Origin of the sequence: Pseudomonas sp. NPDC089534 (genome assembly GCF_044749305.1) — a bacterium.
Classification (GTDB): domain Bacteria; phylum Pseudomonadota; class Gammaproteobacteria; order Pseudomonadales; family Pseudomonadaceae; genus Aquipseudomonas; species Aquipseudomonas ekonensis.
Genome location: NZ_JBIVHR010000003.1, coordinates 1 through 25,226, shown reverse-complemented (window position 1 = coordinate 25,226; position 25,226 = coordinate 1). Strand labels below are relative to the sequence as shown.

At 64.3% G+C, this 25,226-nt stretch carries 25 protein-coding genes; 15 read left to right on the top strand and 10 right to left on the bottom strand.

Annotated features, from left to right (window positions below):
• The first annotated feature begins 332 nt into the window (after nucleotides 1-332).
• From fdhD to ACIP0B_RS01480, 7 genes are all read left to right on the top strand, one after another.
• Nucleotides 333-1,163 carry a formate dehydrogenase accessory sulfurtransferase FdhD gene (gene fdhD, locus ACIP0B_RS01510; protein ID WP_400829219.1) on the top strand — a complete coding sequence of 277 codons (831 nt, stop codon included), beginning with the start codon at nucleotides 333-335 and terminating at the stop codon, nucleotides 1,161-1,163.
• Nucleotides 1,160-1,645 (top strand): cyclic pyranopterin monophosphate synthase MoaC, encoded by a 486-nt coding sequence (moaC, locus tag ACIP0B_RS01505; RefSeq protein WP_400829217.1) that lies wholly within the window; start codon nucleotides 1,160-1,162, stop codon nucleotides 1,643-1,645. Before fdhD ends, moaC begins: the two co-directional genes overlap by 4 nt.
• On the top strand, nucleotides 1,642-1,893 hold the full coding sequence (locus ACIP0B_RS01500; protein WP_400829215.1) for a MoaD/ThiS family protein: 252 nt from the start codon (nucleotides 1,642-1,644) through the stop codon (nucleotides 1,891-1,893). Before moaC ends, ACIP0B_RS01500 begins: the two co-directional genes overlap by 4 nt.
• Nucleotides 1,894-1,896: 3 nt before the next feature.
• A complete protein-coding gene (gene moaE / locus ACIP0B_RS01495) occupies nucleotides 1,897-2,358 on the top strand; it encodes a molybdopterin synthase catalytic subunit MoaE (RefSeq protein ID WP_400829213.1) in 462 nt (153 codons plus the stop codon).
• 150 nt (nucleotides 2,359-2,508) lie between these two features.
• Complete coding sequence (gene chrA, locus ACIP0B_RS01490) at nucleotides 2,509-3,846, top strand: chromate efflux transporter (RefSeq protein WP_400829351.1); 1,338 nt, start codon at nucleotides 2,509-2,511, stop codon at nucleotides 3,844-3,846.
• A 424-nt stretch (nucleotides 3,847-4,270) separates the two neighbouring features.
• Nucleotides 4,271-5,635 carry a glutamine synthetase family protein gene (locus ACIP0B_RS01485; protein WP_400829211.1) on the top strand — a complete coding sequence of 455 codons (1,365 nt, stop codon included), beginning with the start codon at nucleotides 4,271-4,273 and terminating at the stop codon, nucleotides 5,633-5,635.
• Nucleotides 5,636-5,715: 80 nt separating this feature from the next.
• On the top strand, nucleotides 5,716-6,999 hold the full coding sequence (locus tag ACIP0B_RS01480; RefSeq protein WP_400829210.1) for an NAD(P)/FAD-dependent oxidoreductase: 1,284 nt from the start codon (nucleotides 5,716-5,718) through the stop codon (nucleotides 6,997-6,999).
• A 112-nt stretch (nucleotides 7,000-7,111) separates the two neighbouring features.
• On the opposite strand, the gene ACIP0B_RS01475 is transcribed toward ACIP0B_RS01480, so the two are convergent.
• Both ACIP0B_RS01475 and ACIP0B_RS01470 read right to left on the bottom strand, forming a co-directional pair.
• The gene (locus tag ACIP0B_RS01475) at nucleotides 7,112-7,897 is read right to left on the bottom strand and encodes a DeoR/GlpR family DNA-binding transcription regulator (RefSeq protein ID WP_400829208.1); all 786 of its coding nucleotides are present in this window, start codon (nucleotides 7,895-7,897) and stop codon (nucleotides 7,112-7,114) included.
• 245 nt (nucleotides 7,898-8,142) lie between these two features.
• On the bottom strand, nucleotides 8,143-9,036 hold the full coding sequence (locus ACIP0B_RS01470; protein ID WP_400829206.1) for a LysR family transcriptional regulator: 894 nt from the start codon (nucleotides 9,034-9,036) through the stop codon (nucleotides 8,143-8,145).
• An 86-nt stretch (nucleotides 9,037-9,122) separates the two neighbouring features.
• Between ACIP0B_RS01470 and ACIP0B_RS01465 the strand changes: the two genes are divergently transcribed.
• Nucleotides 9,123-9,899 (top strand): NAD(P)H-dependent oxidoreductase, encoded by a 777-nt coding sequence (locus ACIP0B_RS01465; protein WP_400829204.1) that lies wholly within the window; start codon nucleotides 9,123-9,125, stop codon nucleotides 9,897-9,899.
• A gap of 296 nt (nucleotides 9,900-10,195) precedes the next feature.
• Here ACIP0B_RS01465 and ACIP0B_RS01460 read toward each other — a convergent pair whose 3' ends face one another.
• From ACIP0B_RS01460 to ACIP0B_RS01450, 3 genes are all read right to left on the bottom strand, one after another.
• Complete coding sequence (locus ACIP0B_RS01460) at nucleotides 10,196-10,615, bottom strand: HD domain-containing protein (RefSeq protein WP_400829202.1); 420 nt, start codon at nucleotides 10,613-10,615, stop codon at nucleotides 10,196-10,198.
• A 14-nt stretch (nucleotides 10,616-10,629) separates the two neighbouring features.
• Nucleotides 10,630-11,019: a hypothetical protein gene (locus tag ACIP0B_RS01455; RefSeq protein ID WP_400829200.1), complete on the bottom strand. Its 390-nt coding sequence runs from the start codon at nucleotides 11,017-11,019 to the stop codon at nucleotides 10,630-10,632.
• Nucleotides 11,020-11,202: 183 nt separating this feature from the next.
• On the bottom strand, nucleotides 11,203-11,628 hold the full coding sequence (locus ACIP0B_RS01450; protein ID WP_400829198.1) for a hypothetical protein: 426 nt from the start codon (nucleotides 11,626-11,628) through the stop codon (nucleotides 11,203-11,205).
• A gap of 591 nt (nucleotides 11,629-12,219) precedes the next feature.
• Between ACIP0B_RS01450 and ACIP0B_RS01445 the strand changes: the two genes are divergently transcribed.
• On the top strand, nucleotides 12,220-12,507 hold the full coding sequence (locus ACIP0B_RS01445) for a fructose-bisphosphate aldolase (RefSeq protein WP_400829196.1): 288 nt from the start codon (nucleotides 12,220-12,222) through the stop codon (nucleotides 12,505-12,507).
• A 45-nt stretch (nucleotides 12,508-12,552) separates the two neighbouring features.
• Here the strand turns inward: ACIP0B_RS01445 and ACIP0B_RS01440 are convergent, their stop codons facing one another.
• The 5 genes from ACIP0B_RS01440 to ACIP0B_RS01420 form a co-directional block, all read right to left on the bottom strand.
• Nucleotides 12,553-13,275 (bottom strand): hypothetical protein, encoded by a 723-nt coding sequence (locus tag ACIP0B_RS01440; protein WP_400829194.1) that lies wholly within the window; start codon nucleotides 13,273-13,275, stop codon nucleotides 12,553-12,555.
• 25 nt (nucleotides 13,276-13,300) lie between these two features.
• Nucleotides 13,301-13,849, bottom strand: a complete 549-nt coding sequence (locus ACIP0B_RS01435; RefSeq protein WP_011333561.1) for a cupin domain-containing protein — start codon at nucleotides 13,847-13,849, stop codon at nucleotides 13,301-13,303.
• Between the two features lie 490 nt (nucleotides 13,850-14,339).
• Nucleotides 14,340-15,623, bottom strand: coding sequence for an NAD(P)/FAD-dependent oxidoreductase (locus ACIP0B_RS01430; RefSeq protein WP_400829192.1), 1,284 nt, complete (start codon nucleotides 15,621-15,623; stop codon nucleotides 14,340-14,342).
• 56 nt (nucleotides 15,624-15,679) lie between these two features.
• Nucleotides 15,680-17,170: an aldehyde dehydrogenase gene (locus ACIP0B_RS01425; protein ID WP_400829190.1), complete on the bottom strand. Its 1,491-nt coding sequence runs from the start codon at nucleotides 17,168-17,170 to the stop codon at nucleotides 15,680-15,682.
• A 184-nt stretch (nucleotides 17,171-17,354) separates the two neighbouring features.
• A complete protein-coding gene (locus ACIP0B_RS01420) occupies nucleotides 17,355-18,731 on the bottom strand; it encodes a glutamine synthetase family protein (RefSeq protein ID WP_400829188.1) in 1,377 nt (458 codons plus the stop codon).
• A 278-nt stretch (nucleotides 18,732-19,009) separates the two neighbouring features.
• Here ACIP0B_RS01420 and ACIP0B_RS01415 point away from each other — a divergent pair, with 278 nt between their 5' ends.
• From ACIP0B_RS01415 to ACIP0B_RS01390, 6 genes are all read left to right on the top strand, one after another.
• Nucleotides 19,010-19,378 carry a glutamine amidotransferase gene (locus ACIP0B_RS01415; RefSeq protein WP_400829186.1) on the top strand — a complete coding sequence of 123 codons (369 nt, stop codon included), beginning with the start codon at nucleotides 19,010-19,012 and terminating at the stop codon, nucleotides 19,376-19,378.
• A gap of 93 nt (nucleotides 19,379-19,471) precedes the next feature.
• On the top strand, nucleotides 19,472-20,830 hold the full coding sequence (locus tag ACIP0B_RS01410) for a glutamine synthetase family protein (protein ID WP_217894558.1): 1,359 nt from the start codon (nucleotides 19,472-19,474) through the stop codon (nucleotides 20,828-20,830).
• A gap of 56 nt (nucleotides 20,831-20,886) precedes the next feature.
• Entirely contained in the window at nucleotides 20,887-22,251 is a 1,365-nt protein-coding gene (locus ACIP0B_RS01405; protein WP_085581008.1) for an aspartate aminotransferase family protein, read from the top strand.
• Between the two features lie 172 nt (nucleotides 22,252-22,423).
• Nucleotides 22,424-23,533: a polyamine ABC transporter substrate-binding protein gene (locus ACIP0B_RS01400; protein ID WP_400829183.1), complete on the top strand. Its 1,110-nt coding sequence runs from the start codon at nucleotides 22,424-22,426 to the stop codon at nucleotides 23,531-23,533.
• A 188-nt stretch (nucleotides 23,534-23,721) separates the two neighbouring features.
• Entirely contained in the window at nucleotides 23,722-24,819 is a 1,098-nt protein-coding gene (locus ACIP0B_RS01395; protein WP_400829181.1) for a polyamine ABC transporter substrate-binding protein, read from the top strand.
• A 70-nt stretch (nucleotides 24,820-24,889) separates the two neighbouring features.
• The coding region (locus ACIP0B_RS01390) for an ATP-binding cassette domain-containing protein (RefSeq protein ID WP_400829179.1) at nucleotides 24,890-25,226 on the top strand (337 nt) is incomplete at its 3' end.

Sequence of the window (25,226 nt, the reverse complement as noted above, 5' to 3'; positions counted from 1 at the left end):
AACCCCTGGGTTGAACCGGCGTCCGTCATCGCGAGCAGGCTCGCTCCCACAGGGTCCGTGGTGGACATTGCATCTGTGAACGCCCCGGAACCTGCGGGAGCCAGCCTGCTGGCGATGGCGTCAGTGAGGGCACCGCTGGGCAAGATCAAGACCGTTGCCCGTGATGAGGCCGGAACAGTCACCACAGCGTCCAAACCCAGGAAAACGATCCTGAAATAACCTGCTGTCCGCCATCATCGACCAATCCAATCACCGCATCGGAACAAGCGATTGGACGCGTTTCGAGGACCTCCGTAGCCTGATCCCCATTCAGCGCTGCGAGGCTTTTTCCGATGGTGTGCCCGATTGAACCGACCGCAAACGACAGCTCGTCCGACGCCCCGGCGCCGGTGGCCTACCGCGAATACCTCCCCGACGCCCCGTTGTCCCAGGCCGCCCTGGCTGCGGAAATCGCCCTGGCCATCACCTACAACGGCCTGAACCAGGCGGTGATGATGGTCTCGCCGGGCGACGTCGAGGACTTCATCCGCGGCTTCAGCCTGAGCAACGCGATCATCGACAGCCCCGACGAGATCTACGACATCCGCCTGACCCGGTTCGACCAGGCCTGCCAGGCCGACGTGCAGATCTCCAGCCGCGCGTTCTGGGCCCTCAAAGATCACCGTCGGCAGATGGCCGGCACCAGCGGCTGCGGCCTGTGCGGCGTCGAGGCGCTGGAGCAGGCGCTGCCGCAACTGGACATTCTGAGCCCGGCGCCGCTGCCGCCGGCGGAGCATTTGAACGGCATCCGCCAGCGCATCGAACAGGCCCAGTCACTGGCGCGCAGCAGCGGCGCCCTGCACGCGGCGCTGTACTTCGGCGCCGACGGCGAGCCGTTGCTGTGCCGCGAAGACATCGGCCGCCACAACGCCCTCGACAAGCTGATCGGCGCGATGCGCTTCGCAGGCCTCGACCCTCGCCAGGGCTTCGTCGCGGTCACCAGCCGCTGCAGCCTGGAGCTGATCCACAAGGCCGTGCGCGCCCGCCTCGGCACGCTGGTCAGCCTCTCGGCCCCCACCGCGCTGACCGTGCGCTGGGCGCGCCGGCACCGCCTCAACCTGATCCACATCCCCCACCGCAGCGCCCCGAGAATCTACAGCCCGATCCAGGAGCAACCCGAATGAGCGACACCCTCACCCACCTCGACGACCAGGGCCGGGCCAACATGGTCGATGTCAGCGACAAGGCACCGACCCGCCGCGAAGCCACCGCCCAGGCCTGGGTGCACATGCGCCCAGAGACCCTGCGGATGATCCAGGCCAACGGCCACCCCAAGGGCGATGTGTTCGCCGTGGCGCGGATCGCCGGGATCCAGGCGGCCAAGCGCACCCACGAGCTGATCCCGCTGTGCCATGCGCTGCTGCTCAGTTCCATTCACGTCGAGCTCAAGGCCTGCGAGCCGGACCGGGTGCAGATCATCGCCACCTGCCGCCTCACCGGCCAGACCGGCGTCGAGCTCGAAGCGCTGACCGCCGCCAGCGTCGCCGCCCTGACGATCTACGACATGTGCAAGGCGGTGGACCGGGCGATGGTCATCGGCGACATCCGCCTTTTGAGCAAACAGGGCGGCCGCTCCGGCCACTTTCAATGGGAGAACCCGCAATGATCCTGATCAACTACTTCGCCAGCTACCGCGACCGCCTCAACCTGGGCGGCGAAAAGATCCCCGCCAGCGAGGCCCTGGCCAGCGTCGAGGACGTGCGGCAAATGCTCATGGCCCGCGGCGACGTGTGGCGCGAGGTGCTCGGCGCCGGCAACCTGATGTGCGCGGTGAACCAGGAGCTGTGCCAGACCGACCAGGCGATCGAGGACTTCGACGAGATCGCGTTCTTCCCGCCGGTCACGGGGGGTTGAGGCATGGGGGTTCGAGTCCAACGCAAAAGCTTCGACGCCGGCGCACTGATCGCCGAGCTGCACGCCAGGAATCCCCGGGTGGGCGCGGTGGTGAACTTCATCGGCTACGTGCGTGACCTGAACATCGGCCAGCCGGTGAGCGAGCTGTTCCTGGAGCACTATCCGGGCATGACCGAGAAGTCCCTGGAACAGATCGCCGAGCAGGCCCGCGAGCGCTGGCCGCTGCTGGCGGTGGAGATCGTGCACCGGGTGGGCGCGCTGTCGGCGGCCGAACCGATCGTGTTCGTCGGCGTCAGCAGCAAGCACCGGCACGCGGCGTTCGAGGCCTGCGCGTTCATCATGGACGTGCTCAAGACCCGCGCGCCGTTCTGGAAACGGGAGACCACGCCGGACGGTGCGCACTGGGTCGAGGCCCGGGAAAGCGACCAGTCGGCCGCATTCCGCTGGAGCCTGGCCCATGCCTGAGATCGGGAGCACGCGCCCTCGCCACAGATGCATGCCCTTCCCATTCCCGCTGAAAAAAGCACAGCGCCCGCTCACGCACTCCCTCGCTTCACAAAAGCCTGATTAGATAGGCGCTCCGAACACCTCATCCAGGAGCCGCCGGTGAGCGCCATGCCCCCAAAGGATCTGCCCAAACCCGCCCCGGTCAGCCTGCGTCAGGCCTGGCGCTTCTGGCTCAAGCTGGGCTTCATCGGTTTCGGCGGCCCGGCCGGGCAGATCGCGATCATGCATCAGGAGCTGGTGGAGCGCCGGCGCTGGATCTCCGAGAAGCGCTTTCTGCACGCGCTCAACTACTGCATGCTGCTGCCCGGCCCCGAGGCCCAGCAGTTGGCGACGTACATCGGCTGGCTGCTGCACCGCACCTGGGGCGGCGTGGTGGCCGGGGCGCTGTTCGTGCTGCCGTCGCTGTTCATCCTGATCGGCCTGTCGTGGGTGTACATCGCCTTCGGTGACGTGCCGGCGGTGGCCGGGGTGTTTTACGGGATCAAGCCGGCGGTGACCGCCATCGTCCTGCACGCGGCCCACCGCATCGGCTCGCGGGCCCTGAAGAACGCCTGGCTGTGGGCGATCGCCGCTGCCGCCTTCGTGGCGATCTTCGCCTTCAACGTACCTTTCCCGCTGATCGTGCTCGGCGCCGCGCTGATCGGCTACTTCGGCGGCCGGTGGGCACCGGATCGGTTCACGGCCGGCGGCCACCGCAGCGGCGAGAGATCCTACGGTCCGGCGCTGATCGATGACGACACCCCGCCGCCCGAACACGCGCGGTTCAACCCGGCGAAGCTGCTGCGCCTGGCGTTGGCCGGCGCCGCGCTGTGGTGCCTGCCGATGGCGGTGCTGACCGCACTGTTCGGCTGGCACGGCACGCTCACGCAGATGGGCTGGTTCTTCACCAAGGCCGCGCTGCTGACCTTCGGCGGCGCCTATGCAGTGTTGCCCTACGTGTACCAAGGCGCGGTCGGCCATTACGGCTGGCTGACGCCCGCGCAGATGATCGACGGCCTGGCGCTGGGCGAAACCACGCCGGGGCCGCTGATCATGGTGGTGGCGTTCGTCGGTTTCGTCGGCGGCTACGTGCAGCCGGCCTTCGGCCCGGAACACGCGTTCGCCGCCGGAGCGCTGGCGGCCACGCTGGTGACCTGGTTCACCTTCCTGCCTTCGTTCCTGTTCATCCTGGCGGGCGGTCCGCTGGTGGAATCGACCCACAACGAACTGAGGTTCACCGCGCCGCTGACGGCGATCACGGCGGCGGTGGTCGGGGTGATCCTCAACCTGGCGTGCTTCTTCGCCTGGCATGTGTTCTGGCCCCAGGGGTTCGACGGCCGGCCCGATGTCTTTTCGGTGCTGCTGGCCCTGGCGGCCGCGTGCGCGCTGTTCTTTTTCAAGCGTGGCGTGATCGAGGTGTTGATCGTTTGCGCACTCGCCGGGCTGGGGGTCTCGCTGCTGCGCTGAGCCGGCGCCGGCGACAGACGTGCCGGAATCAGGCGTTTACTTGTGCGCGGATTCCCCCTTACTATCCAGCCACACCGGCCTGGCGGGGCACTCCCGCCGCCGACGTTTTCCGCCAACGGAAACACGCGTCATGAGCACGTCACCCCAACAACGACAAACGTTGAACGTCTCTTCTGCGTGCGCCCTCCCTCACCGGGGGTGCGCATGAACCGCATCGTCAATCTCCCCATGGCCCTGAGCCGCTCCAAGCTGCGTCACTCCGCACGCCCGCCGGATATCGCCCTGTCCGTCTGATCGCGTCCGTCCGGACCGCGACAGCCCCCCCCTTCCATCCGATATCCCTGCCGGAACGTCCTGGCCTTGGCCCGTTGCCGCGTCCGGCCCGAACCTGCGCGCCCGTGCGGCGCCACCGTGAGTGATTGACATGAAATTCGCAGCCATTGAAGACGCCCGTACCTTTCTGGAGCAGAACCCCGACATCGACATGTTCGAGCTGTTCATCCTCGACGCCAACGGCGTGCCGCGCGGCAAGCTGCTGCACCGCGAAGAACTGCTCGCCGTGTACGAAAGCGGCCGCCCCCTGCCCAGCACCATCCTCGGCCTGACCGTCCATGGCGAGGACGTGGAAAACTCAGGCCTGGTGTGGGACGTCGGCGACATCGACTGCCGCGCCTACCCGCTGCAAGGCAGCCTGGTGCGCCTGCCGTGGCGGCAGATCCCGACCGCCGCCGTGCAGGTCAGCATGCACCCGCAGCAAGGCATGCCGGCCAGCATCGCCGACCCGCGCCACCTGCTGATCAAGGTCATCGAGCGCTTGAAGGCCGAGGGCTTCCACCCGGTGATGGCGTGCGAGCTGGAGTTCTACCTGCTCGACGCCCGGCGCGACGGCAACGGCCGGCCGCAACCGGCGCTGGACGCCGACGGCGGCCGACCGCGGCACACGCAGGTGTACGGCCTGCGCGAGCTGGAGCAGATCGAGCCGTTCCTCGCCGACCTGTACAGCGCCTGCAAACTGCACGGCATTCCGGCCCGCACGGCGATCTCGGAATACGCGCCGGGTCAGGTGGAAATCACCCTCGAACACGGCGACGCGCTGGAGGCGATGGACCAAGCCGTGCGCTACAAGCGGCTGGTCAAGGCCGTGGCGCACAAGCACGGCATGCAGGCGACCTTCATGGCCAAGCCGTTCGACCACCTGGCCGGCACCGGCATGCACATGCACGTCAGCCTGGCGGACGCCCAGGGACGCAACCTGTTCGCCTCGGAGGATCCCGCCGGCACGCCGCTGCTGCGCACGGCCATCGGCGGCATGCTCGCGTCGCTGCTCGATTCGCTGCTGCTGTTCTGCCCCAACGCCAACTCCTACCGGCGCTTCCAGGCCAACAGCTACGCGCCGCTGGCGCCAACCTGGGGCGTGGACAACCGCACCGTCAGCCTGCGCGTGCCGGGCGGGCCGGCCCCTACCCGGCATGTCGAGCACCGCATCTGCGGCGCCGACGCCAACCCTTATCTGGCGGCCGCGGCGATCCTCGCCGGCATCCACCGCGGCATCAAGGACAACCTCGACCCGGGCGAACCGGTGCAGGGCAACGGCTATGCCCAGGCCAAAGAGCTGCTGCCGACCGACTGGCTGACCTCGCTCACCGCCCTGGAGAATTCGGCCTGGGCACGGGACGCGCTGGGGCAGGATTTCCTCGGGGTGTACCTGGCGGTGAAGCGCGCCGAGTACCGGCAGTTCATGGCGGAGGTGGGTGAGCAGGATTGGCGCTGGTACCTGACCGAGGCCTGATCCCCGCTGCCGAATCCCCCCTGTGGGCGCCCACGCTCCCACAGGGCTGCAACCGACTTGAATTCCGTGTGGACACTGACATGACCGAACGCTGCAACTCCTACTACACCGCCACCCTCGACCGCGACACCGACTACCCCACTTTGCAGGGGCGACACAGCGTCGACGTGGTCATCATCGGCGGCGGCTTCACAGGCGTCGCCACCGCCGTGGAACTGGCCGAAAAGGGCCTGAAAGTCGCCATCGTCGAAAGCCACAAGATCGGCTGGGGCGCCACCGGGCGCAACGGCGGCCAGGTCACCGGCAGCCTCTCCGGCGACGGCGCGATGCGCAAACAGATGCGCCGCACCCTGGGCGACGACGTGGACGATTTCATCTGGCACCTGCGCTGGCGCGGGCACGAGATCATCAAGAACCGGGTGGAGAAATACGCCATCGCCTGCGACCTCAAGCACGGCCACCTGCACGCCGCCTACAAGCCGGCCCACCTGGACGGCCTGCGCAGCGACTACGAAGAGGCCGTGCGCCGGGGCATGGGCGACGAGGTCAGCCTGCTCGACCGCAGTCAGGTGCGCGACCTGCTGCAAAGCGACCTCTACCACGGCGCCATCAAGAACACCCGCAACCTGCACCTGCACCCGCTCAACCTGTGCATCGGCGAGGCGCGGGCCGCCGAAAGCCTGGGCGCGCTGATCTTCGAGAACAGCGAAGTGCTGGAAATCCTCCACGGCGACAGGCCCGGCGTCAGGACCGCCCACGGCCAGATCGACGCCAGCCAAGTGCTGCTGGCCGGCGACGTCTACCACAAGCTCGAACCGGGCCAGCTCAAGGGCAAGATCTTCCCGGCCATGGGCGGCATCGTCACCACCGAACCCCTGGGCGACCTGGCCCGGCAGATCAACCCCGAGGACCTGGCGGTGTACGACTGCCGTTTCGTCCTCGACTACTACCGCCTCACCGCCGACGGCCGCCTGCTGTTCGGCGGCGGCGCCAACTACAGCGGCAAGGACTCGCGGGACATCGCCGGCGAACTGCGCCCGTGCATCGAACAGACCTTCCCCGCGCTCAAGGGCGTGAGGATCGACTACCAGTGGAGCTGCGCGATGGGCATCGTCATCAACCGCATCCCGCAGTTGGGCAAGCTCTCGGACAACGTCTGGTATTGCCAGGGCTACTCCGGCCACGGCATCGCGACGACGCACATCATGGGCGAGATCATGGGCCGGGCGATCACCGGGCAGATGGCGCAGTTCGACACGTTCGCCGCCTGCTCGCACATTCGCGTGCCGATGGGGGATCTGTTGGGCAATCCGATGCTGGCGGCGGGGATGTGGTACTACCAGATGCTGGAAAAACTGCGCTGACCATTTAGGCCCAATCGCCAGCAGGCTGGCTCCCACAGGTCTTGTGTTCGCCGCACATCCACTGTGGGAGCCAGCCTGCTGGCGATGGGGCCCTCAACCCCGCCGCAACACCTCAGTCGGGCAACTGCTCCACCGCAATCCCCAGCCGCCGGTAATCCTCCACGCTGCCCGACGCCACATGGCGCTCGGTGATCAACGTGTGCAACCGCTCGCAGGGCGCCACCACGAACGGCTCCACCGCACCGAGCTTGTCCGCCGTGGTCACGGCGATCACCTGCGCCGCGCTGTCGAGCAACGCCTGCTTCACCGGCACCTCATCAAAGTGCAGCGAGGTGATCCCCACCTGCGGATGAATCGCACACACCCCGGTGAACGCCAGGTCCGCCTTGATCGAACCGATCAGGCGCAACGCCTCCTGACCGCCGGCGGACAAGGTCTTCGGATTGAGCTGCCCGCCCGCCAGAATCACCTTCACCCCTTGGTATTCGGACAGCGCGACCGCCGTCATCGGCGCAGCGGTCACGGCGGTGATGCAGATGTCCGCTGGCAGCGAACGCGCCACCTGCAGGGTGGTCGAGCCGGAATCGAACATGACGATTTGCCCGTTGCGCACCTTCTGCGCGGCGTATTTGGCCAGCCGGATCTTCACCTCGTCGATCTCGTCCAGGCGGGTGAGGAAATCCTTGCCGGTGTCCTTGGGCCGGGGCAGCGCCCCACCGTGCACACGCTGCACCAGCCCGGCGCTGTCGAGTTCGGCGAGGTCGCGGCGGATGGTGTCTTCGGACACCGCAAAGTGCTGGCTGAGCTCGGAAGCCATGACCTTGCCGTCGCGTTCGAGGATCAAGAGGATTTTCTGGCGGCGCAGGGACGGGAGTTCGGCGGCGGAATGGTCGTGCATGGTTTTGCCTGTTTATGCTTGTCGTTGCAGGTTTTGTGAGACTAAACAAATCAGCCGGCAAAAACAAACCGCGTTATCAATCACTTCGATCATTGGAATCACGCATTCGAATTTTTTCTTTTGCGCGGCCCTAGGCACAATGGCGCCGTCAAAAAACGCTTAGGATTAGCCCGCCATGAACCTCAATTTCGCTTTCGCCTGCATGATCGTCGTGTCGTTCGCCATCGCCCTCGGCCACGCATGATTCAGACGGACGCCGCCAGGTGCTCGCGCAACCACTTGTGCGCCGGATCGCGGTGCGAGCGCTCGGCCCAGAGCATCGCCATCTCGTAGCCCGGCACCGCCAGCGGCGGCTCGACCGCTTGCAGGGTTGAGCGGTCGCGGACCAACCGCGACGGCAGCATCGCTACCAGATCGGTGCTCGCCAGCACCGATTTGAGCAACAGGAAGTGCGGCACCGACAGCACCACCCTTCTCGACAGCCCCGCCTCCGCCAACGCCTTGTCCGTCACCCCGAAAAAGCCCCCGCCCTCCGGCGACACCAGCACGTGCTCCAGCGCGCAGAAGCGCTCGCGGGTCAGTTCGCCCTGCAAGCCAGGGTGGCCGACGCGGCCGGCCAGCACGTAGCGCTCGGTGAACAGCGCCCGGCGGTGCAGCTCCAGCGGCGCGTCTTCGCTGGTGTGCAGCGCCAGGTCGATCACGCCCTGCTCCGCCTGCTTGACCAGGTGCTGCGGCGACAGGTCCAGCACCGCCAACCGCGTGCCCGGCGCCTGGGCACGCAGGCCGCCCAGCGCCGGCAGCAGCACGGTCGATTCGCCGTAGTCCGACGCCGCGACCTTCCAGGTGTTGTGCGCCTGCGCCGGCTCGAACGGACTGGCCGGCGCCACCGCCCTCTCCAACGCCTCCAGCGCCTCGCGCAACGGTTCGCGCAGCTCGTCGGCCCTTGCCGTCGGCCGCATGCCCCGTGGCCCGGGCAGCAGCAACGGGTCGCCGAAGATCTCGCGCAGCTTGGCCAGGTGCACGCTCACCGAGGGCTGCGACAGGTTCAGCCGTTCGGCGGCGCGGGTGACGTTGTGCTCCGACAGCAGCACGTCGAGGGTCAGCAGCAGGTTGATATCCAGCCGTCTCAAATTATTCACTGCTATACCTGATATGTCAGAGATTCATTTCCACTATACCGGCTGGATGCCGATCCTGCTTTCACCCAATCAAGGAGCTTTTCCCCATGAATGTGCTGATGGTCTATGCCCACCCCGAACCGCAATCGCTCAACGGCGCCCTCAAGGACTTCACCGTCCGCCACCTGGAAGCCGCCGGCCACACCGTGCAGGTCTCCGACCTCTACGCGATGAACTGGAAAGCCGCGATCGACGGCGACGACAGCCCCGAACGCGACCGCAGCGCGCCGTTCGATCCGTCGCGCGACTCCAAGCGCGCCTACCGGGACGGCACGCAAGCGGCCGACATCGCTCGCGAGCAGGAAAAACTGCGGTGGGCCGACACCCTGATCCTGCAGTTCCCGCTGTGGTGGTTCTCGATGCCGGCGATCCTCAAGGGCTGGGTCGAACGGGTCTACGCCTGCGGCTTTGCCTACGGCGTGGGCGAACACTCCGAGAGCCGCTGGGGCGAGCGCTACGGCGAAGGCAACCTGAAAGGCAAGCGGGCGATGCTGGTGGTGACGGCGGGCGGCTGGGACTCGCACTACGGCCCGCGCGGCATCAACGGGCCGATCGATGACCTGCTGTTCCCGATCCAGCACGGGGTGCTCTACTACCCCGGCTTCGACGTGCTGCCGCCGTTCGTGGTGTACCGCACCGGGCGGATGGACGAGGCACGGTTTGCCCGCACCTGCGATGAGTTGGGGTCACGGCTGGATGAACTGTGGAGCGCCCGGCCGATTGCGTTCCGGCAGCAGAACGGCGGGGATTACGAGATTCCTTCGTTGACGCTCAAAGAGGATGTGGCGCCGGAACGCACGGGGTTTGCTGCGCACCTGCGCTGACCGCTGTTCACGTCTGCTGCGCAGCCGAGCGCGAGCAAGCTCGCTCGCCACAAACCGCACTACCGAGCAAGCTCGCTCACCACAACTCCCTGTGGCGAGGGAGCCTGCTCCCGCTGGGCTGCAAAGCAGCCCCCAACTACCCAAGCACCCGGCTCAACCACCCATCACCGCGACTGCTGCGCAGTCGAGCGCGAGCAAGCTCGCTCGTCACAAACCGCACGCCCCCGAGCTAGCTTGCTCACCACCCCCACTGTGGCGAGGGAGCTTGCTCCCGCTGGGCTGCAAAGCAGCCCCTTTCAACGCAACCGACCAATCGCCCGCCGGTACTTCTCGATCCGCTCCAGATCCTCCCAACCCGGCGAGGCGATCCGCGACAGGTCGCTGTTCTCTTCCAGGTCCGCCAGCTTCACCGCCCGCCCGATGGGGTTCAGGGCCACCCGCTCAATGAAATCCTCATAGGATTCGCCCGCCACTTTGGTCACCGACTCGATGGCCGTCAGCACCGTTTCGCTGAACCCTTCCTTGCGCAGATCGTCGAGGCTGACATCGCAGTCCTCGACCACGTCGTGCAGCACGGCGACGATGCGTTCCTCCAGGCTGCTCATGCGCAACATGACTTTCAGAGGATGCAGAATGTACGGCGCCCCGCCCTTGTCCACCTGCCCCGCATGGGCCGTGGCGGCGATGGCGATGGCGCGCTCCAGCGTTTGAGTCATGGGATGTCCTCGGTTCAGACGCCGTACCGGCCGCCGACGTGAATGTTGCGTTTGAGCCAGCTGCCGATGGCCTTCAACCGCCCCGCCGGTTTTGCCGGCTCAGCGTACCGCTGGAGGATCAACGAAACCAGGGCAGCCTGATCCGCCATCGGCTGCGTATCGATCAACTCGGCCACCCACGGGCAGCCGGCTTTCTTGAGATGCTCGCGCCACTCGCCGGGCCAGTCGTCCAGTTCGTCCAGCGCCAACCACCGCGCCCCGCCCTGCGCCGCGTGCCCACCGCCGATGGACTGCTCGAAACAGAACGGCGTGCCCGGGCGGGACAGGTCGAGGCTGAAAATATAGATGTCCTGGGTGGGGTGCTGCGCGGAGGGGGCGTTGTTGCGGCTGCCGATGGTGATCATGGGAGGTTCCGTCCTTGGGCGAAGCGTTGCAGATGGGGTGCAGTCTACGGCCCGGTGCCCCAAGGCGAAACCTTCGGCGATGAACTGCGGCGCAGCGGCTGAAGAGTTCCGCCGGCGCACCCCGCCGTCAGGTTCCGCACGCCATTGAAAAAGGGACATCTGACGATGTCCCTTTCTCTTGTCTCAGCGTTTCATGGCCTCGCAGCGTGCGCGCAAATCGTGGTTGTCGATGTTGCCGCAACTGCTGCCGCCCGTCGTGGCATTGCAATAGGCGCGCTGGTCGTGGTCATCGATGTTGCCGCAGGAACTGCCGCCCTGCTCGGCGTTGCACCGCGCACGCAGATCGTGGTCATCGATATTGCCGCAACTGCTGCCGCTCTGCCTGGCGTTGCAGTAGGCGCGCTGGTCGTGGTTGTCGATGTTGCCGCAGGAACTGCCGCTCAACTCGGCATTGCACGCTGCACGCAGGTCGTGGTCATCGATGTTCCCGCAACTGCTGCCGCTCTCCCTGGCATTGCAGTAGGCGCGCTGGTCATGGTCATCGATGTTGCCGCAACTGGCGAAGGTGTAGCTGCTGAACATCAACAACATAGCGAGTAATAGTCTCATCACAGACTTCCATGGTTGGCCAGGAACCCGCCTGGCACGGCTTGAGCCGATGAATGAGCGTCGCGACACGCCATCAAATTGACATCGTTTTTTGGAGAAAGTTCCGAGACGAAATGCCGCACTGAATTTCGGAATCTGAAAACCGCGTAGGAAATCACTGCCCGCGGCGAGGGAGCTTGCTCCCGCCGGACTGCGAAGCAGACCAAACCCTGCCGAAGCCTTTTCCGTGGATTCACCGCAGGCCTTGATTTACGCAGGCTGCGGCGCCGAATGGGAGCAAGCGCCCTCGCCGCTGAGGGTGGGTTTGCGTCCTACAGGCTGATTGCGGCTCGGGGGATCGGTGCCTAGAGTGGGTCTGTCGCTGAACGAATTTGACGATGGGGTTTCGCAGCCCTAGCGAGCTAAGTCCACACCCGGCACAATGCGGCCCGGCAAATTGCCTGTGCTTCATTTTCATGGCGGTTGTGCGTGGGAGACCTTCGGGTCTGCCGGGTCTTAGCTCCTCGGTCTGCGAACCCGCGCATAACTGCCACCTAATTCGTTTCGCAGCGAAGGGTGGTCATTGATTTTCTGAGCTAAGGATTTTTACCAATGACAAGTAAGTCATCGCTGTGCAATTACACCTCGATGTCCCACCCCGCCACTGACCATCCCGTCCTGATCATCAACGCCGACGCCCCGCTGCGCGATCTCCACGCTTGCATCAGTGAGCGCCTCATTGCAGTCCTCAAGTATCTTGATCTCATGGCCTGCGCCCACCTCCCGGACCATGCCGAACACGACATCAACACCGTCACCACCATCGCCAGAATTTTGGTTCAGGACGTGAGTGATGTGTTTCGAGTTATAGAGCAACGAGGGTTTGACGTTCTTGGCTAGAACATTTGAAGGTGCCGGTCTTACACAAATAAGTCCGTCACCTTTTTACTTGGCTGCCCGCAAGCAAAACATCTTCTGGGCGAGCTCGATGCTGCCCGAACAATACATTTTCTTCGCGATGTCATTCTTGAGCTTGTAGAGCTTCAAGTGACCGACATCACCCTGAATCAGTAGATCGAGCTCTGGCTTGACCTCTGAAAAGTGGATCGCCGCATATTTTTTTCTCAGCGAACTCAACCGGATGGAGTCCTGCTTGATGGTCCAGGTCGGCACAACAAAAAATTCCCAGTTGTTCAGATCGCGAATGTCCTGGGTCTCCTGCTCATCGTCCTTGAAATGCGCAAGGATAAAAAAATCAGACCAGCGGCGATAAATCTCGATGGCCTTTCCATACGGCTTTGAAATGTAGTTGTTCCACACATACCCTTGTCGGGGCTCAAGATCGAACTTTACGTTCTTGCTGCCGCTGGAAGTGGACTTGACCTCGATCCCCCAGCCAAAGCGAGTGCTGTGGCAATGGTTCTGAAAGTCTGGGGACCAGTCCGGAACACCCCTGCCGTAAGTCAGATCCACCACGTCCCAGTCCTTGCGGGTCTTGTAGTGTTCTGCAAGGGTGCGATCCGAGCAAAGCGCCAGGTAGACCAGGTACTCCGCAAAATTGCCGCGAGTGGTCGGCGACTTCAGGTCGGCATAACACCACTGCCATGCTTCCAGCAATGTCGCGCTGGCGATGCGCGTGTTGGTAAAGGGCGAATGCAACTCAAGCATCAGGCTTGTCACTCTCCCTTAAACATCAGAAGTTAGCCGGCGTATTCGCACTAATAATCTCCGCCTCATCCGCCCCAATATTCCGGAACTTATGCGGCAGCGTCGTCGGGAAGTAATACCCGTCCCCCGCGCTCAGCACGCTCACCTGCCCGTCCACCGTCAGTTCCACGGTGCCGCGGGTCACCAAGCCGCACTCTTCGCCTTCGGCGTGCACGATCGGCTCTTCGCCGGAGCTCGCGCCCGGCGCGTACTGCTCGCGCAGCAGGCGCATCTGGCGGCTGGGGACGGAGGCGCCGATCAGCAGCAGGCGCAGGCCGTGGCGGCCGAGGTCGGGTTGTTCGTTGGCGCGGAAGACGTATTGGTGTTCGCGCGGGGGCTGGTCGAAGGTGAAGAAGTCGGCCAGGGACATCGGTATGCCTTCGAGCAGCTTTTTCAGCGAGCTGACGGAAGGGCTGACGCGATTCTGTTCGATCAGGGAGATGGTGGCATTGGTCACGCCGCTACGCCGGGCCAGCTCGCGCTGGGAGAGTTTGTAGCTTTCGCGTACTAGTTTGAGTCGAGAACCCGTATCCATGACAGCCTTATGTTGAGGTACTTAAGGGCAATGGGGGTGGGTGGCGGGTGACGCGCCGGGGGCGCGGATCACGTTGCTCCCGTGTCCCGGAACCGTGAAAGGCGGCTATTAAATCACGTTTGGTGGTGTTGCTCAGCAGGTTCGATGGACGGTGGTGCAAAAGTCCTTTTTGTCGTGTGTTGGCGCGTGTTTTTGCGCTGGTTTGCGGGATTTTCGAGGGCTTGGGCGGCCTCTTCGCTGGCAAGTCGAATCGTCGCACCGCAGCTCCCACAGGTTTTTGTGTGTACACAGGTTCCGCAATCACCTGGGATCCCCTGCGGAAGCCAGCCTGCTGGCGATAGCGGTAGGTCAGGAGGCAGAGATGTTGGTTGTGCTTGCCTCATCGCTGGCAAGTCGAATCGTCGCACCACAGCTCCCACAGGTTTTGTGGTGCGGTCTGGGAGGAGAAAAAACCGGCGGCGCCTGTGCGGGGCCACCGCCGGGGAGGTAACTAGATGCCGAAGCGGTCGCGCAGCGAGTAGTACGCGGCGCCCATGGCGGTGAGCGGGGCCTGGAAGGTGCGGCCGCCGAACATCGGCATGTGCGGCAGGGAGGCGAAGGCGTCGAAGCGTTCGGCGTCGCCGCGGATCATTTCCGAGATCAGCTTGCCGGCCAGGTGCGAGCACGTGACGCCGTGGCCGCTGTAGCCCTGCATGTAATAGGCGTTCTTCTCGATGCGGCCGAACTGCGGCATGCGCGACATGGTCAGCAGGAAGTTGCCGGTCCAGCGGTAGTCGATCTTCACGTCCTTGAGCTGCGGGAAGGTCTTGAGGATCTTCGGGCGGATGAGGGTTTCGATGTCGTCCGGCTCGCGGGCGCCGTAGACCACGCCGCCGCCGTACAGCAGCCGGTTGTCGGCGGTGAGGCGGTAGTAGTCGAGCAGGTAGTTGCAGTCCTCGACGCAGTAGTTGTTGGTGATCAGGCTGCGGGCCTGCTTTTCGGTCAACGGTTCGGTGACGCAGATCTGCGAGCCGCACGGCATGCTCTTGGCCGTCACGCGGTTGTCCAGGCCCTGCGGCAGGTAGGCGTTGCCGGCGATCAGCAGGTATTTGGCGCGCACCTGGCCTTTGGCGGTGCGCACGACATTGGGCTCGCCGTACTTGATTTCCACGGCGGCGGACTGCTCGTAGATCTTGCCGCCCAGGCGCACGATGGCCGCGGCTTCGCCGAGGGCCAGGTTCAGCGGATGGATGTGGCCGCCCTGCATGTCCAGCAGGCCGCCGACGTAGGCGTCGGAGCCGACCTCACGACGGATGTCCGCCGCGTCCAGCAGTTTCAGGTTGCGGTTGCCGTAGCGTTCCCAGCTGCGCTTCTGTTCGGCGAGGCCCTTGAGCTGCTTCTTGTTCATGGCCGCGAAGATGCCGCCGGGGCGGTAGTCGCATTGGATGTCGTATTGCTTGATGCGCGAACGGATGATGTCGGCGCCTTCGAAGATCATGCTGCCCAGGATCTCGGCGGTCTTGTCGCCGTAGCGCGCTTCGATCACATCGACGTCGCGGCTGTAGGAGTTGACCAGTTGCCCGCCGTTGCGGCCGCTGGCGCCGTAGCCGACTTTCGCCGCTTCCAGCACCGTCACCTTGTAGCCGGCCTCGGTCAGGAACAGCGCCGAGGACAGGCCGGTGTAGCCGGCGCCGATGATGCAGACATCGCAGTCCACCGCGTCTTCCAGGGTCGGGAAGTCGATGGTTTCGTTGCGGGTGGCCGCGTAGTAGCTGTTGACGTGTTGCTGTTTCATTTTCTTGTTCTCCGAGGGCCGCCGGCACGTGCCGGCGGCCGCCGCTGCAAAATAGGTCAGAGCTTGATCCAGGTCGCTTTCAGCTCGGTGTACTTGTCGAAGGCGTGCAGCGACTTGTCGCGGCCGTTGCCCGACTGCTTGAAGCCGCCGAACGGCGCGGTCATGTCGCCGCCGTCGTACTGGTTGACCCACACGCTGCCGGCGCGCAGGCCGCGGGCGAAGGTGTGGGCCTTGCTCAGGTTGCTGGTCCAGACCCCGGCGGCGAGGCCGAAGATGCTGTCGTTGGCGATCTGCAGCGCCTCTTCGACGGTGTCGAAGGTGATCAGCGACAGCACCGGCCCGAAGATCTCTTCGCGGGCGATGGTCATGGCGTTGGTCACGCCGTCGAAGATCGCCGGCTGCACGTACAGGCCACCCGTCTCTTCGAGGGTGCGCTGGCCGCCGGCGATCAGTTCGGCGCCCTGCTCCCGGCCGATGCCGATGTAGCGCAGGACATTGTCCAGCTGCCGCTGATCGACCACCGCGCCGACGGTGGTGGCCGGGTCGAGGGCATGGCCGGGTTTCCACGCCTGCAGCGCTTCCACCAGCAGCGGGATGAATTGCTCGCGGATCGAACGCTCCACCAGCAGGCGCGAGCCGGCGGTGCAGACTTCGCCTTGGTTGAACGCAATGGCGCCCGCCGCCGCTTGTGCGGCCGCGCGCAGGTCCGGCGCATCGGCGAACACCACGTTGGGGCTCTTGCCGCCGGCTTCGAGCCACACGCGTTTCATGTTGCTTTGGCCGGCGTAGATCATCAGTTGCTTGGCGATGGCCGTGGAGCCGGTGAAGGCCAGCACGTCGACGTCCATGTGCAGCGCCAGCGCCTTGCCGACGGTGTGGCCGAAGCCCGGCAGGACGTTGAACACGCCTTTGGGAATGCCGGCGTCCAAGGCCAATTGCGCGATGCGGATCGCGGTCAGCGGGGACTTCTCCGAAGGCTTGAGGATGAACGAGTTGCCGGCGGCCAGGGCCGGGGCGAACTTCCAGCTGGCCATGATCAGCGGGAAGTTCCACGGCACGATGGCCGCGACCACGCCGGACGGCTCGCGGGTCACCAGGCCCAGTTGGTCGTGGGGCGTGGCGGCGACTTCGTCGTAGATCTTGTCGATGGCCTCGGCGCTCCAGCGGATCGCGTTGGCGGTCGCCGGCACGTCGATGCTCATCGAGTCGCTGATCGGCTTGCCCATGTCGAGGGTTTCCAGCAGCGCCAGTTCTTCCTGGTGCTCAAGGATCAGATCGGCGAAACGGATCAGGATGCGCTTGCGTTCGGCCGGGGCTTTGTTGGCCCAGACGCCGGAATTGAAGGTCTGACGGGCGACTTCGACGGCAAGGTTGGCGTCGGCCTCGTCGGTGCTGGCCACGGACGCCAGGAAGCGGCCGTCGACCGGGCTCAGGCATTCGAACGTGGCGCCGCCGATGGCCGGGCGGTACTCGCCGTTGATGAAGGCGCGGCCTTCGAGGGTCAGGGACTGGAAACGCTGTTCCCAGTCGTTGCGGGTCATGGTCATGGCTGTGGCTCACACAAAAGAATCGGTGACCGGCGGCGAACGCCGCCGACCGGAATTTGCGAATGCGATCCCCTGTGGGAGCGAGCCTGCTCGCGATGGCGGCGGGTCAGTCACCTCTGTGCAGAAGGCGATGGCCAATCGCGAGCAGGCTCGCTCCCACATGGGGCCGGTGGCGTCTGGAGACTCAGACCGTGTGCAGGTACCAGTTGTACTCAAGGTCGGAGATCGAGTTCTCGAACTCGGCCAGTTCGCTTTCCTTGCACGCGACGAACACGTCGATGTACATCGGGTCGATGTACCGGGCCATGACTTCGCTGTCGTCCAGCACCCGCAGCGCGTCGCGCAGGTTGTTCGGCAGGCTCTGTTCGTTCTGTTCGTAGCTGTTGCCTTCGGTCGGCGCCGGCGGCTCGATCTTGTTGGTCAGGCCGTGATGCACGCCCGCCAGCACCGAGGCCATCAGCAGGTACGGGTTGGCGTCGGCGCCGGCCACGCGGTGCTCGATGCGCACGGCGTCCGGCGAACCGGTCGGCACTCGCACGGCCACGGTGCGGTTGTCGATGCCCCAGCTCGGCGAGTTCGGCACGTAGAACTGCGCGCCGAAGCGGCGGTACGAGTTGACGTTCGGGCAGAGGAAGGCCATCTGCGCCGGCAGGGTCTCCAGCACACCGCCGATCGCGTGACGCAGCGCGGCGTTCTGCTCGGGATCCTCGCTGGCAAAAATGTTTTTGCCATCCTTGTCGAGTACCGAAATGTGCACATGCAGGCCGTTGCCCGCTTGGCCCGGGTACGGCTTGGCCATGAAGGTGGTGTCCATTTCATGGTCGTAGGCGATGTTCTTGATCAGGCGCTTGAGCAGCACCGCGTAGTCGCATGCCTTGATCGGGTCGGCGACGTGGTGCAGGTTGACCTCGAACTGCGCCGGGGCGCTTTCCTTGACGATGGCGTCGGCCGGGATGCCTTGCTCCTTCGCGCCTTCGAGGATGTCCTGGAGGCAGTCGACGTATTCGTCGAGGTCGTCGATCAGGTAGACCTGGGTCGAGTGCGGGCGTTTGCCGGAGATCGGCGAGCGCGGCGGCTGCGGACGGCCGTTCACGTTCTCCTGGTCGATCAGGTAGAACTCCAGCTCGAACGCGGCGCAGATGGTCAGGCCCAGTTCGTCAAACTTTGCGACAACTTGACGGAGCACTTCGCGCGGGTCGGCGAAGAACGGGTCGCCTTCGAGTTCGTGCATGGTCATCAGCAGCTGCGCGGTCGGGCGCTTCTGCCAGGGTTCGTTGCACAGGGTATCGGGGATCGGATAGCAGATGCGGTCGGCATCGCCGATGTCCAGGCCCAGGCCGGTGCTTTCCACCGTCGAGCCGTTGATGTCCAGGGCAAAGAGGGAGGCCGGCAGGTTGATGCCTTTCTCGTAAACCTTGTGGAGGCTGGTGCGTTCGATGCGCTTGCCGCGCACCACACCATTCATATCCGCAATCAGAAGGTCGACGTACAGAACCTCAGGATGTTCCTTAAGGAACGCGTTCGCTTCGTTGAGCTGAACGGCACGCGGGGGTACCGACATGATGCAACACCTTTTTTGTTAAAAATATCAATCATTGATCTTTTCGGGTTTCAGTCAACCCGAACGGCCTGCCGAAGTCAAGCGAGGCCTTTTTTGCCCTAAAAAAGCGCCGTGGGGGCATTTATGGGGCGGTTTGGGGCGTTTTTCTGTCCGCAGGATTCGCGCCACCCGCGGGCTTGAGCAGGCCGTGTCGTATTTTTTACGGGGGTGTTGTGTAAAAAAATGAACAAGGCTAAGCTCGGGTCAAACCCATAACAGCAATAATACCGGGGTGCTTCATGTCTCGCCTGCCGATCATCGGCGTCACCGACGGCTTCCAGCCGTCTGGCCTGCATGCTCATCACATCAGTGGCGACACGTCCGTGCGCAGCGCGGCCGGCAAGGCCCGCGGCCTGTCGAAGGGACGCCTGTCCCCGGCGGGAAAAGCTTCGGCGTCCGGTATTCAGGACGTGCGCGACGGCATCCTCTTTACCGTTTCTCCTTTCAATATAGATCGCTTTCATTCCTCAAGCCTGTGCGGCGCCCGGCATCGTGTCCAGCGGGTTGCCCATGATTCTGCACACCCGCAATCCGCACAGGAAATGCAACGCCAGCGTAAAGGGCAGGTAAGCTCCTCCTTCATTGTCGATGCGCGGTGCCGGGCGTAAGCCGGCACTGCGCGCACGCAAGCCCCCTTTAACGCGACGCCCCGTGCGTCAAACATGGCCTGACACGCGTCAGGCGACAGCCCAGAGGCACTTATGAGCACCAACCTCGACCAGCTCACCGATTGGTTGAAAGACCACAAGATCACAGAAGTCGAATGCATGATCAGCGACTTGACCGGCATCACCCGGGGCAAGATCTCGCCAACCAACAAATTCATCGCCGAAAAGGGCATGCGCCTGCCGGAGAGCGTGCTGCTGCAGACCGTGACCGGCGACTACGTCGAAGACGACATCTATTACGAACTGCTCGACCCGGCGGACATCGACATGGTCTGCCGTCCCGACCAGAGCGCGGTGTACCTGGTGCCGTGGGCCATCGAGCCGACCGCCCAGGTGATCCACGACACCTACGACAAGCAGGGCAACCCCATCGAGCTGTCGCCGCGCAACGTGCTCAAGAAGGTCCTGAAACTCTATGCCGACAAGGGCTGGCAGCCGATCGTGGCGCCGGAGATGGAGTTCTACCTGACCAAGCGCAGCGACGACCCCGACTACCCGCTGCAGCCGCCGGTCGGCCGCTCCGGGCGCCCTGAGATCGGCCGCCAGTCGTTCTCCATCGAGGCGGCGAACGAATTCGATCCGCTGTTCGAAGACGTCTACGACTGGTGCGAGCTGCAGGAGCTGGACCTGGACACGCTGATCCACGAGGACGGCACCGCGCAGATGGAGATCAACTTCCGTCACGGCGACGCGCTGTCCCTGGCCGACCAGATCCTGGTGTTCAAGCGCACCATGCGCGAAGCCGCGCTCAAGCACGACGTGGCGGCCACCTTCATGGCCAAGCCGATGACCGGCGAGCCCGGCAGCGCGATGCACCTGCACCAGAGCATCATTGACATCGAGACCGGCAAGAACATTTTCTCCAACGACGACGGCACCATGAGCCAGCTGTTCCTGCACCACATCGGCGGCCTGCAGAAGCTGATCCCCGAGCTGTTGCCGCTGTTCGCGCCGAACGTCAACTCGTTCCGCCGCTTCCTGCCGGACACCTCGGCGCCGGTGAACGTGGAGTGGGGCGAGGAGAACCGCACCGTGGGCCTGCGCGTGCCGGACGCCGGCCCGCAGAACCGCCGCGTCGAGAACCGCCTGCCGGGCGCCGACGCCAACCCGTACCTGGCCATCGCCGCGAGCCTGCTGTGCGGCTACATCGGCATGGTCGAGGGCCTCAACCCGAGCGCGCCGGTGGTGGGCCGCGGCTACGAGCGCCGCAACCTGCGCCTGCCGCTGACCATCGAGGACGCCCTGGAGCGCATGGAGAAGAGCGCCACCATCGAGAAATACCTGGGCAAGAACTTCATCACCGGCTACGTCGCGGTCAAGCGGGCCGAGCATGAAAACTTCAAGCGCGTGATCAGTTCGTGGGAGCGCGAATACCTGCTGTTCGCCGTCTGACGCGCCCGGCGCGGCCGTCGCACGCCGCGCCTTCACCGATAACAAGGAGAATTGGCATGACCAGCAACAACCCGCAAACCCGTGAGTGGCAAACCTTGAGCAGCGAGCATCACCTGGCTCCGTTCAGCGACTTCAAGCAGCTGAAGGAGAAGGGCCCGCGGATCATCACCAATGCCAAGGGCGTGTACCTGTGGGACAGCGAGGGCAACAAGATCCTCGACGGCATGGCCGGCCTGTGGTGCGTGGCCATCGGCTACGGCCGCGACGAACTGGCGGACGCCGCCGCGAAACAGATGCGCGAGCTGCCGTACTACAACCTGTTCTTCCAGACCGCCCACCCGCCGGCGCTGGAACTGGCCAAGGCCATCGCCGACGTGGCGCCCGAGGGCATGAACCACGTGTTCTTCACCGGCTCCGGCTCCGAAGGCAACGACACCATGCTGCGCATGGTCCGCCACTACTGGGCGATCAAGGGCCAGCCGAACAAGAAAGTCATCATCAGCCGCAAGAACGGCTACCACGGCTCCACCGTGGCCGGCGCGAGCCTGGGCGGCATGACCTACATGCACGAGCAGGGCGACCTGCCGATTCCGGGCATCGTCCACATCGCCCAGCCGTACTGGTTCGCCGAAGGCGGCGACATGACCCCGGAAGAGTTCGGGATCTGGGCGGCCAACCAGCTGGAAGAGAAGATCCTCGAAATCGGCGTGGACAACGTCGGCGCGTTCATCGCCGAACCGATCCAGGGCGCGGGCGGCGTGATCATTCCGCCGGACACCTACTGGCCGCGCATCAAGGAGATCCTCGCCAAGTACGACATCCTGTTCGTGGCGGACGAAGTGATCTGCGGCTTCGGCCGTACCGGCCAGTGGTTCGGCAGCGATTTCTACGGCCTCAAGCCGCACATGATGACCATCGCCAAAGGCCTGACGTCCGGCTACATCCCGATGGGCGGCCTGATCGTGCGCGACGAAGTGGTGGCGGTGCTCAACGAGGGCGGCGACTTCAACCACGGCTTCACCTACTCCGGCCACCCGGTGGCGGCGGCGGTGGGGCTGGAGAACATCCGCATCCTGCGTGAAGAGAAGATCATCGAGCGCGCCCACGAGGAAACGGCACCGTATTTGCAGAAGCGTCTGCGCGAACTCAACGATCACCCGCTGGTGGGGGAAGTGCGCGGGGTCGGCCTGCTGGGGGCCATCGAGCTGGTGCAGGACAAGGCCACCCGCAAGCGCTACGAAGGCAAGGGCGTGGGCATGATCTGCCGCCAGTTCTGCTTCGACAACGGGCTGATCATGCGCGCCGTGGGCGACACCATGATCATTGCCCCGCCGCTGGTGATCAGCAAGGCGGAAATCGACGAGTTGGTGACCAAGGCGCGCAAGTGCCTGGACCTGACCCTGAGTGCGTTGCAGGGCTAAGTGCTAGGCTCTTTGCGTGGGTGCCGCCGGCATGCGCGCACGGAGCTGTCAGAAAGGCCGGTCTTTCCTTGAAAGACCGGCCCGGATCTTGCCAGACTAGCCGCGGTTCCGGTTGTCGGGGTTCGGCCGCTGAACAAAGTGGTTCAAAAAAGAAAAATTTGGAGCATGACGCATGAAGGCATTAGGTAAAAAGCTTGCTGGCAAGACACTGCTCGCCCTGTCCGTGGCGGGCATGATGGCGGGTGCGGTCCACGCGGACGACAAGGTGCTGCACGTCTACAACTGGTCTGACTACATCGCGCCGGACACCATCGCCAACTTCGAGAAGGAGTCGGGGATCAAGGTCGTCTACGACGTGTTCGACAGCAACGAGACCCTGGAAGCCAAGCTGCTGGCGGGCAAGTCCGGCTACGACGTGGTCGTGCCGTCGAACAACTTCCTGGCCAAGCAGATCAAGGCCGGCGTCTACCAGGAGCTGGACACCTCCAAGCTGCCGAACTGGAAGAACCTGAACCAGGATCTGCTCAAGGCCGTGTCGGTCAGCGACCCGGGCAACAAGCACGCCTTCCCGTACATGTGGGGCTCGATCGGCATCGGCTACAACCCGGAGAAGGTCAAGGCGGCGCTGGGCACCGACAAGATCGATTCCTGGGACGTGCTGCTCAAGCCTGAGAACATCGCCAAGCTCAAGGGCTGCGGCGTGAGCTTCCTCGATTCGCCGACCGAAATGATCCCGGTCGCGCTGCACTACCTGGGCCTGCCGACCGACAGCCAGAAGAAAGACGACATCAAGAAGGCCGAAGAGCTGTTCCTCAAGATCCGTCCTTCGATCACCTACTTCCACTCCTCCAAGTACATCTCGGACCTGGCCAACGGCAACATCTGCGTAGCGGTCGGCTACTCGGGCGACGTGCAGCAGGCCAAGTCCCGCGCCGCCGAAGCCGGCGACAAGGTGAAAGTCAGCTACGCCATTCCGAAGGAAGGCGCGGGCAGCTTCTTCGACATGGTCGCCATTCCGAAGGATGCCGAGAACGTCGACGGCGCCTACAAGTTCATGACCTTCCTGCAGAAGCCTGAAGTCATGGCCGGCATCACCAACGCCGTGCGCTTCCCGAACGGCAACGCCGCCGCCACGCCGCTGGTGGAGAAGGACATCACCAGCGATCCGGGCATCTACCCGCCGGCGGACGTGCAGGCCAAGCTGTATGCGATCGCCGACCTGCCGGCCGCGACCCAGCGTGAGCTGACCCGCAGCTGGACCAAGATCAAGTCCGGCAAATAAGCCGGTTTGAGGCAGCGACCGCTGGCCGTCGTCCCCGCGAGGGCGGCCAGCGGCGCAATTAAATGACTGAAAGTTTTGCTTGAACGGTTTTTCGAGGGTAAGTTGCGCGCCGGTTTTGTTGCCGGGCAGCCATGGCTGTCATGCAATGCGGGGCAACTTGGGCCCAACTGATTTTAGAGGACCTTCACTTGCCTATTTTTTCTTCGTTGCGCAATGCCCTGCTGGCCGCAGCCGGCCTGACCTTCGCTGTCGGAGCCCAGGCCGCCGGCACGGTGCATATTTATAACTGGTCGGACTACATCGGCGAGACCACCCTGGCGGACTTCCAGAAGGCCACCGGGATCAAGCCGGTCTACGACGTCTTCGACTCCAACGAAACCCTGGAAGGCAAGCTGCTGGCCGGACGCACCGGCTACGACGTGGTCGTGCCGTCGAACCACTTCCTGGGCAAGCAGATCAAGGCCGGGGCGTTCCAGAAGCTCGACAAGGCGCAACTGGGCAACTACGGCAACCTCGACCCGGCGCTGCTCAAGCGCCTGGAGCAGAACGATCCGGGCAACCAGTACGCCGTGCCGTACCTGTGGGGCACCAACGGCATCGGCTACAACGTCGACAAGGTCAAGGCCGTGCTGGGCGTCGACAAGATCGATTCCTGGGGCGTGCTGTTCGAGCCTGAGAACATCAAGAAGCTGCAGAGCTGCGGCGTGGCGTTCCTCGACTCGGCGGACGAAATGATGCCGACCGTGCTCAACTACCTGGGCCTGGACGCCAACAGCACCAGCGAGGCCGACTACAAGAAAGCCACCGAGAAGCTGCTGGCGGTGCGTCCGTACGTGACCTACTTCCACTCCTCCAAATACATCACCGACCTGGCCAACGGCGACATCTGCGTGGCGGTCGGCTTCTCCGGCGACATCTTCCAGGCCAAGCACCGCGCCGAAGAGGCCAAGAAGGGCGTGAACATCGCCTACGCGATCCCCAAAGAGGGCGGCGCGCTGTGGTTCGACATGCTGGCGATCCCCAAGGATTCGGCCAACGTGAAAGAGGCCCATGCCTTCATCAACTACCTGCTCAAGCCTGAGGTGATCGCCCAGGTCAGCGACTACGTCGGTTACGCCAACCCCAACCCGGGGTCGGACAAGCTGATGGAGCAGTCCATCCGCACCGATGAGGCGGTCTACCCGCCGCAGGCCATCCTCGACAAGCTCTACGTGTCGAAGGAATTGCCGCCCAAGATTCAGCGTTTGATGACCCGCAGCTGGACCACGGTCAAGTCGGGCAAATAACTTCAAGGATCAAACTATCCAGCGTTCGTCTTGCGTGGGCGAACTGCACATTCTGTTGGGAGTTTCGTAAATGGCAGTTGCCTCCGGCGCCTACAAGAAAGCCCTCGAGGGCGACCAGACACCGAAACAGGTGCTGGTCAAAATCGACCGGGTCACGAAAAAGTTCGACGAGACGGTTGCCGTGGACGACGTGTCCCTGGAAATCAAGAAGGGCGAGATCTTCGCCCTGCTCGGCGGCTCGGGATCGGGCAAGTCCACCCTGCTGCGGATGCTGGCGGGCTTCGAACGGCCCACGGAGGGGCGCATTTTCCTCGACGGCGTCGACATCACCGACATGCCGCCGTACGAGCGCCCGATCAACATGATGTTCCAGTCCTATGCGCTGTTCCCGCACATGACGGTGGCGC

Bases quoted from the DNA above. Each gene is read 5' to 3' on its own strand.
- fdhD (WP_400829219.1), top strand. From the start codon at position 333: ATGGTGTGCCCGATTGAACCGACCGCAAACGACAGCTCGTCCGACGCC.
- moaC (WP_400829217.1), top strand. From the start codon at position 1,160: ATGAGCGACACCCTCACCCACCTCGACGACCAGGGCCGGGCCAACATG.
- ACIP0B_RS01500 (WP_400829215.1), top strand. From the start codon at position 1,642: ATGATCCTGATCAACTACTTCGCCAGCTACCGCGACCGCCTCAACCTG.
- moaE (WP_400829213.1), top strand. From the start codon at position 1,897: ATGGGGGTTCGAGTCCAACGCAAAAGCTTCGACGCCGGCGCACTGATC.
- chrA (WP_400829351.1), top strand. From the start codon at position 2,509: ATGCCCCCAAAGGATCTGCCCAAACCCGCCCCGGTCAGCCTGCGTCAG.
- ACIP0B_RS01485 (WP_400829211.1), top strand. From the start codon at position 4,271: ATGAAATTCGCAGCCATTGAAGACGCCCGTACCTTTCTGGAGCAGAAC.
- ACIP0B_RS01480 (WP_400829210.1), top strand. From the start codon at position 5,716: ATGACCGAACGCTGCAACTCCTACTACACCGCCACCCTCGACCGCGAC.
- ACIP0B_RS01475 (WP_400829208.1), bottom strand. From the start codon at position 7,897: ATGCACGACCATTCCGCCGCCGAACTCCCGTCCCTGCGCCGCCAGAAA.
- ACIP0B_RS01465 (WP_400829204.1), top strand. From the start codon at position 9,123: ATGAATGTGCTGATGGTCTATGCCCACCCCGAACCGCAATCGCTCAAC.
- ACIP0B_RS01460 (WP_400829202.1), bottom strand. From the start codon at position 10,615: ATGACTCAAACGCTGGAGCGCGCCATCGCCATCGCCGCCACGGCCCAT.
- ACIP0B_RS01455 (WP_400829200.1), bottom strand. From the start codon at position 11,019: ATGATCACCATCGGCAGCCGCAACAACGCCCCCTCCGCGCAGCACCCC.
- ACIP0B_RS01450 (WP_400829198.1), bottom strand. From the start codon at position 11,628: ATGAGACTATTACTCGCTATGTTGTTGATGTTCAGCAGCTACACCTTC.
- ACIP0B_RS01445 (WP_400829196.1), top strand. From the start codon at position 12,220: ATGACAAGTAAGTCATCGCTGTGCAATTACACCTCGATGTCCCACCCC.
- ACIP0B_RS01440 (WP_400829194.1), bottom strand. From the start codon at position 13,275: ATGCTTGAGTTGCATTCGCCCTTTACCAACACGCGCATCGCCAGCGCG.
- ACIP0B_RS01435 (WP_011333561.1), bottom strand. From the start codon at position 13,849: ATGGATACGGGTTCTCGACTCAAACTAGTACGCGAAAGCTACAAACTC.
- ACIP0B_RS01430 (WP_400829192.1), bottom strand. From the start codon at position 15,623: ATGAAACAGCAACACGTCAACAGCTACTACGCGGCCACCCGCAACGAA.
- ACIP0B_RS01425 (WP_400829190.1), bottom strand. From the start codon at position 17,170: ATGACCATGACCCGCAACGACTGGGAACAGCGTTTCCAGTCCCTGACC.
- ACIP0B_RS01420 (WP_400829188.1), bottom strand. From the start codon at position 18,731: ATGTCGGTACCCCCGCGTGCCGTTCAGCTCAACGAAGCGAACGCGTTC.
- ACIP0B_RS01415 (WP_400829186.1), top strand. From the start codon at position 19,010: ATGTCTCGCCTGCCGATCATCGGCGTCACCGACGGCTTCCAGCCGTCT.
- ACIP0B_RS01410 (WP_217894558.1), top strand. From the start codon at position 19,472: ATGAGCACCAACCTCGACCAGCTCACCGATTGGTTGAAAGACCACAAG.
- ACIP0B_RS01405 (WP_085581008.1), top strand. From the start codon at position 20,887: ATGACCAGCAACAACCCGCAAACCCGTGAGTGGCAAACCTTGAGCAGC.
- ACIP0B_RS01400 (WP_400829183.1), top strand. From the start codon at position 22,424: ATGAAGGCATTAGGTAAAAAGCTTGCTGGCAAGACACTGCTCGCCCTG.